Genomic DNA, 16859 nt, shown 5'->3' with positions numbered 1-16859 from the left:
CCGCATGATCGGCCAGCTCCACCACTGCCTCCAGAAACACGAACTGTTCGACGAACAGACCGCGTTCCCAACCCAACTTGCCGCCGCAGCTTGACACTTAGCCGCGTGAGGTGTCTGTTGCCGCAGTCTTTCGTGTCCGCCTGTGTGGAGTCCGACTCGCTGCCACCGTCGTGCGACTGCCTCGCGCACAGGTTCGGCAACGCGGCGGACGGGCCGGACCGCACCCCGAGTTATGGCTCCGCCATGACGGAGGCGGAGTGGCGGGTAGTCCGGGCGGTACTCAGGTCCGCCACCACGGCCCGGTCGTCGTGAGCGGCTTGCGCGGTCCGGCCCGCACTGCCCTCCACCGGGCCAGTGGGCGGCATCGCCGGCGGATGACGTGCCTACGTCCAGTCCGAAGCGGTCCCCGCCCTCCGGGGAATCCGGTGATCACATCGGACGACCACGCCGCGGCGCCCTGAGGATCTCCCGTATGCCGTGGCGCTCCCCGCGGATAGGGTGGACGGTGATCGACGGGGACGGGCTGGGCGAGGGCGGCGGACGGCGTGGGCGGTGCCGAGGAGAGCAGGAGCACGGGCACCGGGCGCCCGACGTCACGGGACGTCGCCCGGCTCGCCGGCGTGTCGCACACCGCGGTGTCCTTCGTGTTCAACGGCCGGGCCGAGGGCAACCTCTCGCCCGCCACCCAGGAACGCATCCGGCAGGCCGCGGCCCGGCTGGGCTACCGCCCCGACCCGGTGGCCCGCGGTCTGCGCCGTCGCCGTACGGCCGTGATCGGGCTGGTCACCGATGAGATCGCGTCCTCGCCGTTCGCCGGTCGGCTGTTGCGCGGCGCCATGGAGACCGCCTGGGGCAGCGACCATCTCGTCCTCACCGTCGACTCCGGCGGTGACCCGGCCAAGGAGGACGCGGCCGTCGCGGAACTGCTCGACCGGCGCGTGGACGGCATCATCTACGCGGCCATGTCACTGCGCCGGGTCCGCGTCCCCGAGGGCCTGCACCGCACCCACTCCGTGCTGGCCAACTGCCTGCCCGAGGACGACTCCCTGCCCGCCGTGGTCCCCGCCGAGCGCGCCGGTGGCCGTACCGCGGCCCGGCTGCTGCTCGGTGCGGGCCACCGCCGGCTCGCCGTGATCGGCGGTCTGGACGACATCGCCTCGGTGGAACGTACCCGCGGCTTCCGGGACGCGCTGCGCGCCGAGGGCGTCATCCTGCCCGAGGAGTGGATCGTGCGCGGCGGTGGGGAGATCTCCGCGGGATACGCGGGGGCGCTGCGCCTGCTCGACGGGGTCGGGCCGGGCCGTCGCCCCACTGGCGTCCTGTGCTACAACGACCGGGTCGCGGCGGGTGTCCTGCACGCCGCGACCCGGCTCGGGATCGACGTGCCCGCCGATCTGTCCGTGGTCGGTTACGACGACCAGGAGCACATGGCCGCGTTCCTCACACCGCCGCTCACCTCGGTCGCGCTGCCGCACCGGGCGATGGGCGAGACGGCGGCCCGGCTGCTCCTGGACGCCATCGAAGCCGGCCGTACGCCGCCCGCGACCGTCCGGCGCCTGGCCTGCCCTGTGGTCAGCCGCGCCTCCGTGGGTCCGGCGCCCACCCGGTGACCCGGGCCCCTGGCCCGTCCTGTGGTCAGCCGCGCCTTTGTGGGTCCGGCACCCTCACGGTGACCCGGGCACTGCCCGCGCCTGCCCTGGCCCATGATCAGCCACTCCTCCCTGGGCCCAGCGCCCACCCCGTGACCCGGGCACCCGGCCCGTCGACGACCAGCTCGGCGATGTCGCCGGGGCGCCGGTAGACGCGCTCGGTGACCATGGCCCGTTCCGCGACGAAGAGTTCGAGGAGCGAGCCGTCGACCAGCAGCCGGAGCGCGAGCTTTGGCCCCTTCGGCACGTGGACGGTGATCGGGGCGGAGCCTTCCCTGCCGGTCCGGGGCCAGGCGCTGCGGTCGAGGACGAGGGTCCCCGAGGCGGGGTCCGCCCGGACGGTCAGCTCCCGGCCCGCCGCGCCCCGGAGCAGGCTCACCGTGGTCGGTTCGCATGCGGTGACCGTCAGGTCGTACGAGTGGGGCAGCGGAACCCTCCCCGGCGTGGTGACGAACGGCTCGGCCGGGTGGAGGAGGTCGAGTTCCGGGGCCGGGCTCACCCGCAGGGAACCGTCGGGGTGGACGTCGACGACCCGTGGCGCCGTGAGTACGCCCGCCCATCCGGCCCGGTGCGTCTCCTCCTGCGGGCGGGCCTCCCACGACCAGCCCCACAGCAGTGCGCGGTCCGGCTCCTGGAGCACGGCGGGAGCGTAGAAGTCCCGCCCCTGGTCGAGTCGGCCGCCGGCGCGCGGCAAGAACCTCAACATGCCCTGGCCGTCGGCCTCCAGACGGCCCGTCAGGTATCCGGTGGAGCAGGGATCTCCGTCCCACAGGGACACCAGAAGTACGTGGTCGCCGCCTGCTGTCCGGTACAGGTGCGGGCACTCCCAGCCCACCGACTTGTCGCCGAACACCCCTGCGGCCACCGGGTCGTTGCCGTCCAGCAGCACACCGGCGAACCGCCAGTCGGTCAGGTCGTCGCAGTCGTAGAGCAGGACCGACGGCGTGCCGTCGGCGTGCCCGGCCCCGACGAGGGCCCAGCGCCTGTTCGCGCGGCGGAAGACGAACGGGTCGCGGAACATCACCACGTCCAGTCCCGGCGGCGGCCCTGCCACCACCGGTGTCGGCAGCGGCTTCCACTCGGTCAGTCGCTCGTCGTCCGGGTCCGCCGCCCGCGCCAGGCAGATGGTGCCGAGTCCGGCGTGGTCACGGTCGACTCCCGTGTATACGGCGGTCGGTGTGCCGGCGTCGTCGATCACGCAGCCCGACCAGCAGCCGGCCTCGTCGGGGCCGCCCGGCGTCGGGGTGAGCGCGATCGGGTGGTGCTCCCAGTGCGCGAGGTCGGCGCTGGAGGCATGACCCCAGTGGACGTTCGCGTGCACCGGTGCGTCGGGATTGTGCTGGTAGAAGAGGTGGTAGCGGTCCCGCCAACGGAACGGCCCATTGGGGTCGTTGATCCAGCCGACGGGCGGACGGACCCTGAAACGCGGCGCGTTGGGGTCATTGCTCAACGGTTGACTCCTGCCGAGGTGATGCCCTCGCGCAGAGGGCGCTGGCCGACGACGAACACGGCGACGGCGGGGAGCATGGAGAGCACGACCCCGGCCAGGACCACCGAGATCGAGCCGGTGCCGAGGTTGCCCTGGAGGGAGACCAGACCCAGCGGAAGCGTGTAGTTCTGGCCGGAGGTCTCCAGGATCAGCGGGCGGAAGAACTCGTTCCAGTGGTAGTTGAAGGCCAGCACGCCGACGATCGCCAGGCCTGGTGTGGCCAGCGGCGCGTACACCGAGCGGAAGATCCGCCAGGGCCCCGCGCCGTCCAGCATGGCCGCCTCGCCCAGGTCCTTCGGCATACCGAGGAAGTACTGGCGCATCAGGAAGGTGCCGAAGGCCGTCGGGAAGGCCGGGATGATCAGGCCGAGGAGCGTGTCGGTGAGGCCCATCGACTTCAGCACCAGGAACACCGGCACGATGGTGACCTGCAACGGCACCATCATGGTCGCCAGGACCAGGCCGAAGAGGGGCTTCTTGAAACGGAACTCCAGGCGCGCGAAGGCGTATCCGGCCAGGCCCGCCGTGATCATCTGGCCGACGGCGATCAGTGCCGTCACCAGCGTGGAGTTCAGGGCGAGCAGCCACACGTCGATCTGCTGGAAGACCCCGCGGTAGGCCGCGGTCGTCGGGTGCGTCGGGATGATCTGCGGGGGCAGGTCGAAGGACTGGGCCGGAGTGCGCAAGGAGGTGGAGACGGTCCAGATGACCGGGCCCAGCGTCAGCAGGGCGCACACGGTCAGTGCGGCGATCCGGGTCCAGGGGGTGAGTGAGTGACGTACGCGGCTCAGGGTCGGGGTTGCTTGGCTCATGGCGCTCATGCGGCTCACCGGCTCACTGGTAGTGGACGAAACGCCGGCTGAGCCGGAACTGGAGGGCGGTGACCGCCATGATCAGCGCGAAGAGCAGCACGCCCACCGCGGATGCCTCGCCGAAGTTCAGCTGCTCGAAGGCCCTCTCGTAGATCACCATGACCACGGTGCGGGTGGCGTCGCCGGGGCCGCCGTCGGTGAGGACGTAGGGCTGTTCGAAGACCTGCAGGGCGTTGATGATGCCGACCACCGACGCGACGAGCAGCGTCGGCGACAGAAGCGGCAGCGTGATGCCGAGGTGCTTGCGCAGGCCGGTCGCGCCGTCGAGGGCGGCGGCCTCGTGGATCTCCTTGGGGATGTTGTTCAGACCGCCGACGAACAGCAGGAACGAGAAACCGAACTGCTGCCAGACGTAGACCAGGATCACCGTGGCCATCGCCGCGTGCTCCGAGGTCAGCCAGGGCACGGGCGCGACGCCGACCAGGCCGATCAGCCAGTTCACCACCCCGAAGTCCTGGTTGAACAGGTACTTCATCACCACCGAGATCGAAGCGGCGGACAGCACCAGCGGGAAGAAGAACGCCGAACGGAACACCGACCGCAGCCACACAGGCATCCGCCCGTTCAGCGCGAGCGCCAGCGCCAGCGCGATCAGCAGTTGCAGCGCGACCGCGAGGACCATGAAGAGGAGCGTGTTGCGGAAGGAGACCAGGACGGTCGAGTCCGTGAAGGTCGTGCGGTAGTTGGCGCCGCCGGCGAAACGGGGCGGGTCGATCACGTTCCAGTGGAACAGGCTCAGCACGATGGACCCGATGATCGGCACGACCGTGAAGACGACGATGCCGACGACCGTGGGCGCCAGGAACAGCGCGGCCAGCAGCCGGGTGCCGCGGTCGCGGACGGACGGTCGCGCGGCGGCGGCGACGGCGGGTGGCGTGGCGGGCCGCGGACGGACGGCCGGGACCTGGTTGTCCGGGACCTGGGTGTTCGTCATACCTCACGCTCCATGGCCTGCTCCAGGTCGCCCTGCATCCGGCGCAGCGCGGGACCCACCGCACGCGGCGAGGCCAGCGCGGTGCCGGTGTACTTGAGCAGGACGTCGGTCACCTCGGCGACCTGCGGCGGCGCAGGGATCGGGCCGGTGTCGGGAAACCGGTCGAGGGTGTCGTAGAAGACCTGCCAGTGTGCCGGGCCGCTCGCGGCGTAGCGTGCGGCGTTCAGCATCGAACGCCGGGCCGGGGTGGTCTGGTTGCTCTGGAACAGCCGGGTCATGGTGTCCTTGCGGGCCGCGTACTTGATGAACTCCCAGGCGGCTTCCTGCTTCTTCGAGGTGCGCAGCAGCGCGTAGCCCGCCGCGCCGAACTGGTGGCGCTGGGTACGCCAGCGCGGGAAGTACTGCACGTCGTAGTCGGCGGCCCGCATGCCGGCCAGATGCAGGCCGCCCGCCCAGAATCCGCCCGCCGGTGTGACGCCGACGCGGCCGGTGGAGAACACGCCGACCAGATTGCTGCCGTTGCCGCCCTCGGGCCGGGTGCACAGGTTCTCCTGGACGAGGGAAGCGAGATAGTCGTACGCCTCCTCGACCCGGTCGGCGGTGGCCTGCGGGGTCGTCCAGCGGAAGCCCCCGCCGCGGCCCTGCCGGTCCGCGGCCGGGTAGAAGGTGTCCCACAGCCAGGAGCCGCCGGGCGCCTTCGACTCCTTCAGCAGGTTCGTGCCGTTCGCGAAGAGCCAGGGCACCACGCCGCCCCACAGCCGGTTGGTCCAGAAGTACGGCGTGAAGTGCGCATCGCCGGCACGTTTCATCTCCCGCAGCAGCGCGGTGAAGTCGTCGCGGCTCCAGTCGGCTGCCGGGAAGCCCGCGCCTGCCCGTTTCAGCACCTGCTTGTTGAGGTAGATGTCGGCGGCGTTGAACTCCATCGGCAGTTGGTAGAGGTGCCCCTCGTACATCATCGACTCCACCAGCGAGGGGTGGACGTCGGCGAAGTACTCACGCAGCTCCGCCGCGTCCCGCCGCACCCAGCGGTCCAGGGGCACGCCGAGCCGCCGGGCGAACAACTGCACGCCCTCGGTGGCCACATACACCAGGTCGGGGGCGGTGCCTGCGGCGATCTGGGTGAGGATCTTCGCGAAGAAGTCCGACCAGTCGACGGCCTGCACCGCGTTCACCCGCAGCGGGATGTCGGGGTGGAGCCGGTGGAAGCCCTTGGTGAGGGCGTCGACGGTGGCCGGGTCGAAGGCGGAGCCGAGGGTGGCGACGACGAGGGATCCGTCGTCACGGCCGGGGATGTCGGCTCCCGTGAGCCGGTCCCAGCTCGCGGCGGTCCCGGCCAGGGCGGCTGCTCCGGCCCCGTATGCGCCGTACCTCAGCAGCGAGCGCCGGGGGAGGTGCGAGTCAGTCATCAAACGGGCCTAACTCGTGTTAGATCAGGGATGATGCCCCAGATGATGTGAACCGGGCAGCAGACCTGTCAAGGGTCGGGAACGCTTGACCTTTAACGAGTTAGGTCTACAGTCCTCGTTCACATGCGTTCACATGAGCCGCCACGAGAGGAACGATGTGTCATGCCCGGAACACCGGGGATTTCCAGGAGATCACTGTTCGCGGGATCGGCGGCGGGCACCGCCGCCGCTCTGCTGCCCAGCGCAGCGGCCACGGCCGCCCCGAAGCCCGAGCCCGGCGCCATGACCAAGAGCAGGACCAAGTCCGCGGCGAGCGGGGCGAGTTACCGCGCCGCGTACCACTTCACGGTCCCCGACCAGTGGAAGAACGACCCGCAGCGGCCCGTCTGGATAGACGGCGAGTACCGCTACTACTATCTCTACAACGCCGACTACTTCACCGGTGTCACCGGCACCGCGTGGCGCCTGGCCACCACCAAGGACCTGGTCTCCTTCACCGACCGCGGGGTCGCCGTGCCCAAGGACACCACGCCCAACGGCGATCTCTGGTCCGGTTCGGCGGTGGTCGACACCGGCAACACGGCCGGATTCGGGGCAGGCGCGGTCGTCGTCATCGTCACCATGTCCCCCGGCGGCGGCACCGACCACCAGGAGCAGTTCCTGTACTACTCGACCGACGGCGGTCTCACCTTCACCAACTACGGGACCGACCCCGTCCTGCCCAACCCCGGCGTCGCCGACTTCCGCGACCCCAAGGTGATCCGCGACGAGGACCGGGGCCGCTGGGTGATGGCCCTCGCCGAGAACGACAAGATCGGTTTCTACCACTCCGACGACCTCAAGTCCTGGACGTACGTCAGCGGTTTCGTCCACGACGGCATCGGCGTTCTGGAGTGCCCCGACCTGTTCCGCATCACCGCCGGTGACGGCGCCGTGAAATGGGTGCTCGGCGCGAGCGCCAACGGGAAGGGCTCGGGGCTGCCCAACACGTACGCCTACTGGACGGGTTCCTTCGACGGCAGCGCATTCACCGCTGAGGCGAGTGACCCGCAGTGGCTCGACCACGGCTGGGACTGGTACGGCGCCGTCACCTTCGAGAAGCGGAACGCGAGCGGCGCGGTGGACGCGGCTGCCCGGTACGCGATCGGATGGGTGAACAACTGGGACTACGCCAATACCACCCCCACCATCGACTGCGACGGCTTCAACGGCACCGACTCCATCGTCCGCGAGATCACCCTGAAGAAGGCATCCGACAACACCTACTACCTCGCCTCCCAGCCCGTCGCCGGTCTCGACTCGCATGTCTCCCGCACCGTGAACCTGGGCGACGTGACCGTGGACGGCACGAAGGTGCTCGACTACACCGGTATCTCCTACGAGGTGACGACCGAGGTCACCTGGTCCCGACTCACCGGCGCCGGCCTCCAGTTGAGGCGCTCACCCGACGGCGGTCGGCACATCGATGCCGGGATCTACGCCGACTACGCCTTCCTCAACCGACGAGGCACGGTGAACGCCGACACGTCCGGCAAGTGGCAGGAGAGCCACACCCCGTTCGACCCGTCCGCCGGCACGGTGAAGCTGCGCATCCTGGTGGACCGCACGTCGGTGGAGATGTTCGTCGACGACGGCCGCTACGTGCACACCAGCCAGGTGTTCCCGTACCTGCTGGACACCCGGCTCGCACTGTTCACGATCGGCGGCAGCGCCGTGTTCCGCAACACGGTGATACGCGAGTTCTCGGTGTGAAGCCGGCCAACACCGGAACGGGCCGCCCGGTCCTGGAAGGATCCGCGCTCCGCCCCGCTGACGCGGCGAAGCCGAACGTCTTTCGCGTCCGGGCCGTACGACTCACGCCGACGAGGCTGTCCTGACCTCCCACCGCGTTCCGAGTTCGCGAGCCGGAGAGTGTCCCGTCCCACCGACTCGAGAAGAGTCCGGCACCCCGACAGAGAAACACCAGATCAGGGACCTGATCCACTTTCGCGGATCAGGCCCCTGACTGGTTTCCGAGGTGGCTGTATGTCAGCTGGGTGTGATCTTCGGCGATGCCCGGCAGATCGTAGAGTCGATATTTCGCCCCTCGTGTGATCAGCCCGGCAGTATCGGCATTCGCCTGCAGCCCGGTCGGCACGGCCGGCCGGACACCGGTGCGCTGCCATCAACGGAACAACCCACAGACCGTCTGCCACAGCCCGTGCTCCACCGGTTGGTCTCGCCATGGGGCACTGGTCCGCACCCGCCGGCGGCTCCCGTCGCTCAGTCTTCCTCGGCATGCGGACGGCCTGCCGATCTGCGCAACGGGCAACAGCCGTTCCAACGCTGCCCATTGCTCATCCGAGACATCCTCACACCCCGCACCGAGATCATCACGGCATGAGACGTGGCGAGAAGCCCCGTTCTAGGACACGACCTAGAAGGCGCTGTTGTTGCAGCCCGTGGACGAGCCGACGTGAGTGTCCTGCCCACCCGAGTTGCCCTCGCCGTTGAGCGCGTTGCCCAGCACGCCGTTGAGGACGCCGACCTGGCCGAGGACGTCGACGTTCAGGTCGTGCGACTTGCATTGAGAGCTCTGCAGGACGGCCTTGCCGCCGTGATCGTCGTTCCCGGTGGCAGTGGCGGTGCCGGCGCTCAGGAGTCCGACGCTACCGAGGGTGACGACCAGGACGGCAGCCTTGTGAAGCTTGTGCATGTCATCTCCGATGGAGTGAGGTGGGTGCGATCCGTGACAGATCGACTTCCTACAGTTACCGGACACTAATATGAAGAATGGTGATATGAGACGATGACGCGCCGGGATTCGTGATCTCCTGAAGGAAGCGCCCCCACACACACGGACCTGGGTCGACTGTGACCGGAGGAACCGGCGGTCGGTCGGCACGCGACCGCTGGCACGGCAGACCTACGGTGATCGGCATGAGGCCTGTTTCAGGCCGGGGCTGCGCCCGCGCTCTCACTGTCGGTCTCCTGGTCGCCACGGCCATCGTCGACGTCGTTCTCTACGGGGCTTCGACGGGACAGGGCGTTGAAGATCGCTTCGTGCTCCGCGAGGGTGCGGCCGGAGATGCTTTCGAGAAGGGTGAGCAGGGTCTCGTTGCCGGTGGCAGAGATGACGGCGCGGTGGAAGGCGGCGTCGTGGGCGTTCAGCTGCTCGACGTCCTCGCGGGCTTCGCGCGTGGCGTCCAAGTGCCGCTTGAACTAGGGCAGTTGGGCGTCGGGGATACGGGTTGCGGCCAGTGCGGTGGCGACCGGTTCGAGGAGCCGCCGTACTTCCATGAGGTCCTGGAGAGCGGCCGCGTCACCCTGCAGGAGCTCCACACCGCGCCGCCGAGCCCCTCAAGGAGCAGGCTCGGCTGGAGGCTGGTCACATACGTCCCGTCGCCGCGCCGGACCTCCAGGACCCGCGCGACGGCCAGCGCTTTGACGGCTTCGCGGGCGAGGTTGCGGGACAAGCCGAGCAGGGCGGCCAGGTCCGGTTCAGGCGGGAGCTTCGAGCCGGGACGGCAGGGTACCGGTCCGGATCAGCTCACGGATCTGTTCGATGGCCTTGTCCGTCAGAGACACCGCGCATCCCTCCCCCGACCGTGTGCCGCGGGTTTGTCCGACCTGATCAGCCCCTGGGCGCGGAGATCGTCCCAGATGATCAGGCCTGGAGCCTGGTGAGGCGGTCTGCGTGAGGCCGGCCGCCTCTGGACGGTGGGAGGCATTCATGATCGGCTTGGGGCATGAGTTCTTTGATACGTCATGTCACCGTCGACGCCGCCGACCCGTTCGTTCTTGCGACCTTTTGGGCCCGGGCCCTGGACGGCTCGCTGGCCGATGACGACTTTCCTGGGGATCCGGAAGCCCTGGTCACGACTGCTGCTGCCACATTGCTGTTCGTCAGGGTCGATGACCGCAAGGCGGTGAAGAACCGCGTGCATCTGGATCTCCAACCCCAGGACCGCACCCGGGACGAGGAGGTCGAGCGCCTGCTCTCGCTCGGTGCCACGCTTCAGGGGGACCACCGAAGGCCCGACGGAACCGGGTGGGTGACGCTGTATGACCCCGAGGGCAACGAATTTTGTGTGGAACGCAGCGCGGCGGAGCTGGCGAACGGTTGATGTCCGGCACGGGCCCGAGCGGGCGGCTCCGTCTCAGGGGCAGATGCGGGCGACGCGGCCGGGCCGTCGCACGTACTGGCCGTACGCCGACGAGAAGGGCAAGTACGGCGAGTACGGCGAGGAGCTCAACAACCTCACCAAGTTCGTCGTCTCGTCGAGGCTGGATGCCCCCCCCTGGGGCGCCTTTCCCACCGCGACCTTGACGCGCGACCCGGTCGCCACCCTCCGGAAGCTGAAGGAGTAGAGCGGCAAAGACATCTGGCTGGCCAGCTCCGGCTGCTCCATCGCGGCGCCGCGTCAACAACACTGCGGGTCAATACATTTCGCCGCTTCTGTCATAGGTGAGACGCTCGACCTGGCCGGGCTGGAAGTCGTTCGGGACCTCTTTGCCGTTGACGACAAGCTGGAGGAGCGAGGCATCGCCAAGGACCAGGGTGATCTGGCTCTTGTCCGTGAAGTTCTTGGTCTCGCCGTTGTCCAGCACTCCGTCGAACAGAATTTGGCCGTTGTGGTCCTTCGCCGAGATCCAGCTCCGCCCGCTCTTGGCGGTCACCACGACCGTGACCCGGTCCTTGGGGGCTGCGGCCACCCGGGACGATGCAGGCGTGGACGGCGGAGTGGAAGCCTGCGACGTGGCCCGTCGGGAATCCGAAGCGGTGACGGAGGGGCCGCCGCCCTTGTTGTCGTCCCCGTGTCGTGTGAGGGCGAGGAAGCCGCCCACGAGCGCGCTCGCCACGGCTGCGGCCGCGATCAGCAGGATCATCACGCGGGGCGTGCGCGAGAGTTCCGCCGGGGCGCGCCGGAGAGGTTCGTCGACGCGGCCGTGGTCGGCGGGAGGCTCGACCGGGACCGGCGGCGCGACGTGCGGCCGGTCAGCGGTGGCGAGAGCGAGAGTTTTCGGGTCCGGGCTCGGGTTCGGGTCCGGCCCGAGCGAGCCCAGGAGCGTCTCGGGCGTGGGACGGCCGGCCGGATCCTTGGAGAGGCAGGAGGCGACGAGCGACCGCAACTCCCCCGGCAGCGCGGAGAGATCGGCGGGCTCGTGCACCGAGCGGTACATCAGTCCCATGGGCGTGCCGGTGCCGAACGCGCTGCCGCCGGCCGCCGCGACGAGTACGGCCCCGAGCGCGAACACATCGGCGGCGGCGCCGACTTCGTCGCCCTGCGCCTGCTCCGGCGCGAGGTATCCGGGAGTGCCGAAGGCCGCCCCGGTGGCGGTCAGCCGGGTGGACTCCACGGCCCGCGCGATGCCGAAGTCGAGGACGCGTGGGCCGTCGTCGGCCATGATGATGTTGCCCGGCTTCAGATCCCGGTGTACGAGCCCGCAGGCGTGGACGGCTTGGAGCGCCTCGGCCAGCGCTGCCCCGAGAGACCTCAACTGCTCTTTGTTCATGGTCCCTTGACGCTCGATCAGCTCGGCGAGCGTGGGCCCGGGGATGTACGCGGTGGCCAGCCAGGGCGCCTGCGCGTCGGGATCGGCGTCCACGACCGGAGCCGTGTGGAAACCGCCGACTCTGCGGGCGGCCTCGACCTCTGCGCGGAAGCGTGCACGGAAGTGCGGGTCGGCCGCCAGTTCGGGGCGGGCCACCTTGACCGCGACGGCCCGACCGCCCCGTGACCGGGCGAGGTAGACCGTGCCCATGCCGCCTGCGCCCAGCTCCCGCTCGACGGTGTAGACACCGATCCGCCGTGGCAGGTCCCCGCCGTTCTCCATCGCCTGCACGCCTCCCCCTGCGCACGGTCACCCGTACGTGACGCCGTCCGGTGCACCCCGGCCGATCTTCGGTCCCGCGTATCCGTCAAGCAGCGTAGAGGACGACATCGCCCGGCAGTCCGGGAAGCCGGTCTCAGCCGCCGCGCCGTACCCGGGCCGCCTTGCGGGCCTCCGCGAGCTTGCCGGCCTCGCTGCTCTTGCGGGACGGCCTGCCGCCGGAGCCGCCCTTCGTGTCCTTGGTGCTGCCCAGGCCGCGGAACGGGGCGTTGTGGTTCTTGGGGCGCGCGGCCGGCCCGCCGTCGAGAGGCTTTCCGGAGGGGGCCCTGGCGCCGGTGATCCGGCTCAACTCCGCCTCGCCGGACCGCACTTTGGTGACCTTGGGGGCGACGTCGGCGTCCGCCATGACCTGGCTCGTCTCGCGGCGCTGTCCCGACAGGACGAGTGTCACGACGGTGCCGGAGCGGCCCGCCCGGGCCGTGCGGCCCGCGCGGTGCAGATAGTCCTTGGGGTCGGTGGCCGGGTCGACGTTGACCACGAGGTCGAGGTCGTCGATGTGCAGGCCGCGTGCGGCGACGTTCGTCGCTATCAGCGCGGTGACCTGCCCGTTCTTGAACTGGGCCAGGGTTCGGGTGCGCTGCGGCTGGGACTTCCCGCTGTGCAGGGCGGCGGCGGCCACGCCGCTGGCGCGCAGATGCCGCGTGAGCTGGTCGACGCCGTGCTTGGTGTCCAGGAACAGCAGGACGCGGCCGTCCCGGGCGGCGATCTCCGTGGTCACGGCGTACCGGTCGGGGCCATGCACGACGAAGACGTGGTGCTCGATAGCGGGGACCGCGCTCGACGAGGGGTCGACGGAGTGGACGGCGGGGTCGCGCAGATAGTCCCGCACCAGCTGGTCGACGTCGCGGTCGAGGGTGGCGGAGAACAGCATCCGCTGCCCGTCGGGACGCACCTGGTCCAAGATCTCGGTGACCTGCGGCAGGAACCCCATGTCACACATCTGGTCGGCCTCGTCCAGGACCGTGATGCGCACCCGTCCCAGTCGGCAGCCCTTGCGCTCGATGAGGTCGTGCAGTCGGCCGGGCGTGGCGACGACGATCTCGGCGCCGTCCCGCAGCACGGCGGCCTGCCGTCCGATGGACACTCCGCCCACCACGGTCGCCAGCCGCAGCCGCAGCGCCTCGGCGTACGGGGTGAGCGCCTCACCGACCTGCTGCGCCAGCTCCCTGGTGGGCACCAGAACGAGCGCCAGCGGCTCTTTCGGCTGCGCGCGCTGCCCGGCCGTCCGGGCGAGCATCCCCAGGCCGAAGGCGAGCGTCTTGCCGGATCCTGTGCGGCCCCGGCCCAGGACGTCCCGTCCCGCGAGCGCGTTCGGCAGCGCCGCCGCCTGGATGGGGAAGGGCACGGTCACACCGTGCTCATCGAGCGCCCGCAGAACCTCGGCCGGCAGCCCCAGCTGCGCGAAGGACGCCGCCGTGGGCGCTGCCGAAATGGCGTCCGCCGCCTCGGACGTATCGTCCTGCTGCCGGGCATCGGCACGTGCTGATTCGCTCACAGAGAGCCTTCCTCCGAAGGGACCGAACCGAGGAAGGCGCGGCAGGGACGCGGCCACCGGCCAGAGACACCGATCGGAGCACCAACACAGCGACGCCGCAAACGCACAACGTTAGCACGGGGCGCGCTGCCGGGGACTGCCGTGATCGCGCCGCTCAGCCGGTGATACCTCGGCACGACACCGGTGGCGCGGTGTCGCAGGCTCGACCGTCCCCTGCCTCGGGGAGCCATGGCAAGGCCCTGAGCGACGACGCGGTCAGTGCCCCGGCAGCACCCCCGGCGCCAGGTGAAGCAGCTCACCTCTGAACCCGGCCGCTGACCGCTGCAGGCGTTCCTGCGGCGTTGTCACGGCGTGGTCCGGGCCCCCGGGGGAGTCGGGGTGTCCCGGACCACGCGCGGGCGCGCTCCCGTCCCCACGGACGCGCCCCTACCGTTCCGACCGCTCCAAGCCCTGCGCGATCCGGTCCGGCAGCTCTCTTGCCTCCTCAAGCGGGGTTTCGCTGATCGGGTGTTCCGTCAGCGCTCCGGATGAGTCAGCTCCAGGTCGAACTCGATTCCCGGGCCGTCCACGGCGACCGGCGTGGCAACCGGCGGATAGCCGCTGGCGATCACCGAGTAGTCGCCGGCGTCCAGGTCGGTGAAGGCGTACTCACCGTCCGGTCCCGTGGTGGCCGTGCCGATCACATTGCCCGCCTTGTCCACCAGCGTGATCCGCGCGTCGTCGAGCGGCCGGCGGTCGGCGCCCGCCCGAACGGTCCCCCGGAGAACCGCTCCTGGCCACAACGCCACGTCCAAGTGGGCGAGTTGGGGGCCGAAGATCCGTACCGGGAGTGCGGCGGGCCGGAATCCGGCTGCGTTCACCACCACCGTGAGATCACCTTCCGGCAGGTCACCGAAGGCGAACGCGCCCGATGCGTCGGTCGTGTCGGCGGCCAGTGCCTCTCCACGGATGTCGGTGACGGCCACGGTCGCACCCGCCACGGGCGTGCCCTCTCCGGCCGTGATCACCGTGCCCACCAACCTGCGATTCGCGGACAGCAGGACGTCGTGGGCCAGCGGTTCGTCGCCCACCACCACGGTGGACGCCTGCGGTTGGTGACCCTCCGCGGCCGCGATCAGCACGTACGAACCCGCACTCGGCGCATCCATCCGGTATCGGCCTTCGGAATGCGCCACGGCCCGGCCCAACTGGCGTCCGGCCAGGGAGATCAGTGTCAGCGTGGCTCCCTCGACGGTTGTTCCTGCCGCGTCGCGCACTCGGCCGTACAGCATGGCGCCCGAACCATCGTCAGGGACGAACGTGTCACCGCCAGTCCCGGCGCTGAAGGCGCCCACCCGGGGCCCCGGCCACTCCGAGCGCCCTCGCGCCTGGGCGCCGACCAGCACCTCCTCCGACTCGACTTCGGCGAACGGCTCGGGCTCATCGGACGCCGTCCGCTCCGCGGCGCCGGAGGCAGTCGGCGTGGTGGTGCGCTGCGGCGTCCGCAGCAGTACGGCACCCACGAGCGCCGCGAGCAACGCCAGGCACGCGGCCACGATCAGGCAGAGGTGGATGCCGTCGAGGAACGACTCGGACAGCGCGCCCATGGCCCGGCCGGTGTCCTTGCCGAGGTTCATCCCGGCCACCGCTCCGAGGCCGTCGGCGTTCGCGACGTCGGTGATCCGGTGTGCCGCCGGTCCGGTGAGGCCGACGTCGCGCAGGTGGCCGGACAGGGCGTTGGTGCTCCTGGTCGTCAGCAGGGTGCCCAGGATGGCCGGGCCGAGTACGCCGCCGACCTGCCGGAAGGCGTTGTTGCCCGCCGATGCCATACCGGCCAGGTGATGCGGCACGGATGCGACGGCGGTGGCGGTCATCGGGGTGATCACGATGCCAAGTCCCAGGCCGAGCAGGCCCAGCCGCCAGGCCAGCGGCCCGAAGCCGGTCGTGGCGTCGAGCGACGTCAGGGAGAACAGCGCACCCGTGGTGACCAACAGGCCGGTGGTGATCATCACTCGCGGTGGGATCTTGTGCATCAGGCGTCCGGCCAGCGGGCCCACGACCAGGGAGGTGAGACACACGACCAGCAGCCGGTAGCCGGCATGCAGGGTGTCGAGGCGCTGCACCAGACCGAAGTAGAGACTGAGGACGTAGAAGAAGCCGATCAGCCCCAGGAACGTGATCATCGCGATCAGGGTCGTCGCGCTGAAGGCCGGGCTGCGGAAGAGCGACAGATCGAGCATCGGGCTGGGGCTGCGCCGCTCGGCGAGGACGAAGGCGACGGCACTGACCGCAGCCAGCGAAAGGGCCGCGATCACCCGTCCCTCGGTGAACGAGGCTGCGCCGCCCTCGATGACGCCGTAGACCAGCGCGGTGATGGCCACTGCCGCGGTGATCTGGCCGGGCCAGTCCAGCCGGCGCTCTCCGGGGGCGCGGGAGTCGGTCACCAGCGGTGCCGCGACGGCGAGGGTGAGGACCGCGACCGGTATGGCCGGCAGATAGATCCAGCGCCAGGTGGTGTGGTCGAGGATCACACCGGCGGTCATGGGGCCGACGGCCAGCGCGGCCATCAGGGACGCCGCCCACAGCCCGACGAACGTGGCGCGCTTGCGCGGGTCGGGCACGGCGTGGCTGATCAGTGCCAGCGTGGAGGGCAGCAGCGCGGCCGCGCCCAGACCGGCGAACGCCTGCCCGACCCACAGCACCTCGACCGACTGGGCCGACAGCGCGATGGCGGCCCCCACGGCCGCGAAGGCGAGGCCTGCCAGGTACACCTTCTTGCGGCCGTGTACGTCGCCGAAGACGCCGGCGGTCAGGATGAAAGCGGCCATGGGGAGCTGGAACGCCGACTGGACCCAGGTCAGTTCGGAGGACGACGCATGCAGGGCGGCCTGAATGGTGGGCAGGCTCACCGAGACGGTGGTCACTGGCAGATAGGCGACGAACATGCCGAGACAGGCCATGACCAGCGTGGCCACTTGCCGTTCTCGGGGCTTGTTCACCGGTGGTGTGACGTTCACGGAAATCTCCCTTGTGGCGCGGCGATGCCGCACTCCGCTTGCAGAACGTCACCCTCCGCCCGGTCCTGCCCCGCGCTCCAGCCACAGCCTCGAAAACCAGGAAAACCGACATCGGGAGCAGGCCTGCGAGGTATTTCCGACGAC

General features: G+C 70.1%; 12 protein-coding genes and 2 pseudogenes. 4 read left to right on the top strand and 10 right to left on the bottom strand.

Features of this window, described 5'->3' with window-relative positions:
* Nucleotides 1-545: 545 nt before the first annotated feature.
* Nucleotides 546-1610: a LacI family DNA-binding transcriptional regulator gene (locus tag P2Q00_RS42310; RefSeq protein WP_275780071.1), complete on the top strand. Its 1065-nt coding sequence runs from the start codon at nucleotides 546-548 to the stop codon at nucleotides 1608-1610.
* Between the two features lie 97 nt (nucleotides 1611-1707).
* On the opposite strand, the gene P2Q00_RS42305 is transcribed toward P2Q00_RS42310, so the two are convergent.
* Genes P2Q00_RS42305 through P2Q00_RS42290 form a run of 4 tightly spaced genes read right to left on the bottom strand, consistent with a single transcriptional unit; the run spans nucleotide 1708 to nucleotide 6350 of the window.
* Nucleotides 1708-3099 (bottom strand): glycoside hydrolase family 32 protein, encoded by a 1392-nt coding sequence (locus P2Q00_RS42305; RefSeq protein ID WP_275780070.1) that lies wholly within the window; start codon nucleotides 3097-3099, stop codon nucleotides 1708-1710.
* Entirely contained in the window at nucleotides 3096-3950 is an 855-nt protein-coding gene (locus tag P2Q00_RS42300) for a carbohydrate ABC transporter permease (RefSeq protein WP_275780069.1), read from the bottom strand. The genes P2Q00_RS42305 and P2Q00_RS42300 overlap by 4 nt, the downstream gene beginning before the upstream one ends.
* A gap of 22 nt (nucleotides 3951-3972) precedes the next feature.
* Nucleotides 3973-4944, bottom strand: a complete 972-nt coding sequence (locus tag P2Q00_RS42295; RefSeq protein ID WP_275780068.1) for a carbohydrate ABC transporter permease — start codon at nucleotides 4942-4944, stop codon at nucleotides 3973-3975.
* Nucleotides 4941-6350, bottom strand: coding sequence for an extracellular solute-binding protein (locus P2Q00_RS42290; protein ID WP_275780067.1), 1410 nt, complete (start codon nucleotides 6348-6350; stop codon nucleotides 4941-4943). Before P2Q00_RS42290 ends, P2Q00_RS42295 begins: the two co-directional genes overlap by 4 nt.
* Nucleotides 6351-6512: 162 nt before the next feature.
* Here P2Q00_RS42290 and P2Q00_RS42285 point away from each other — a divergent pair, with 162 nt between their 5' ends.
* Nucleotides 6513-8102 (top strand): glycoside hydrolase family 32 protein, encoded by a 1590-nt coding sequence (locus tag P2Q00_RS42285; protein WP_275780066.1) that lies wholly within the window; start codon nucleotides 6513-6515, stop codon nucleotides 8100-8102.
* A gap of 412 nt (nucleotides 8103-8514) precedes the next feature.
* Here the strand turns inward: P2Q00_RS42285 and P2Q00_RS42280 are convergent.
* From P2Q00_RS42280 to P2Q00_RS42270, 3 genes and pseudogenes are all read right to left on the bottom strand, one after another.
* Nucleotides 8515-8685, bottom strand: a pseudogene (locus P2Q00_RS42280) (transposase); the annotation flags it as partial.
* Between the two features lie 81 nt (nucleotides 8686-8766).
* On the bottom strand, nucleotides 8767-9045 hold the full coding sequence (locus P2Q00_RS42275) for a hypothetical protein (RefSeq protein WP_275780064.1): 279 nt from the start codon (nucleotides 9043-9045) through the stop codon (nucleotides 8767-8769).
* A gap of 236 nt (nucleotides 9046-9281) precedes the next feature.
* Nucleotides 9282-9917: pseudogene (locus tag P2Q00_RS42270) on the bottom strand (FadR/GntR family transcriptional regulator).
* 161 nt (nucleotides 9918-10078) lie between these two features.
* Here P2Q00_RS42270 and P2Q00_RS42265 point away from each other — a divergent pair.
* Entirely contained in the window at nucleotides 10079-10456 is a 378-nt protein-coding gene (locus tag P2Q00_RS42265) for a VOC family protein (RefSeq protein ID WP_275780063.1), read from the top strand.
* Nucleotides 10457-10499: 43 nt separating this feature from the next.
* Nucleotides 10500-10700, top strand: a complete 201-nt coding sequence (locus P2Q00_RS42260) for a dihydrofolate reductase family protein (RefSeq protein ID WP_275780062.1) — start codon at nucleotides 10500-10502, stop codon at nucleotides 10698-10700.
* 69 nt (nucleotides 10701-10769) lie between these two features.
* Here the strand turns inward: P2Q00_RS42260 and P2Q00_RS42255 are convergent, their stop codons facing one another.
* The 3 genes from P2Q00_RS42255 to P2Q00_RS42245 all read right to left on the bottom strand — a co-directional run bounded on the left by P2Q00_RS42255 (nucleotide 10770) and on the right by P2Q00_RS42245 (nucleotide 16715).
* Nucleotides 10770-12167: a RodZ domain-containing protein gene (locus tag P2Q00_RS42255; RefSeq protein ID WP_275780077.1), complete on the bottom strand. Its 1398-nt coding sequence runs from the start codon at nucleotides 12165-12167 to the stop codon at nucleotides 10770-10772.
* Nucleotides 12168-12300: 133 nt separating this feature from the next.
* Nucleotides 12301-13719, bottom strand: coding sequence for a DEAD/DEAH box helicase (locus P2Q00_RS42250; RefSeq protein WP_275780061.1), 1419 nt, complete (start codon nucleotides 13717-13719; stop codon nucleotides 12301-12303).
* Nucleotides 13720-14234: 515 nt separating this feature from the next.
* Complete coding sequence (locus P2Q00_RS42245; RefSeq protein ID WP_275780060.1) at nucleotides 14235-16715, bottom strand: MFS transporter; 2481 nt, start codon at nucleotides 16713-16715, stop codon at nucleotides 14235-14237.
* Nucleotides 16716-16859: the final 144 nt, after the last annotated feature.

The organism is Streptomyces coacervatus, from assembly GCF_029223485.1.
GTDB lineage: Bacteria > Actinomycetota > Actinomycetes > Streptomycetales > Streptomycetaceae > Streptomyces > Streptomyces coacervatus.
Note: the sequence above shows the minus strand (reverse complement) of the source record. Positions and strands in the feature narration are given on the sequence as shown.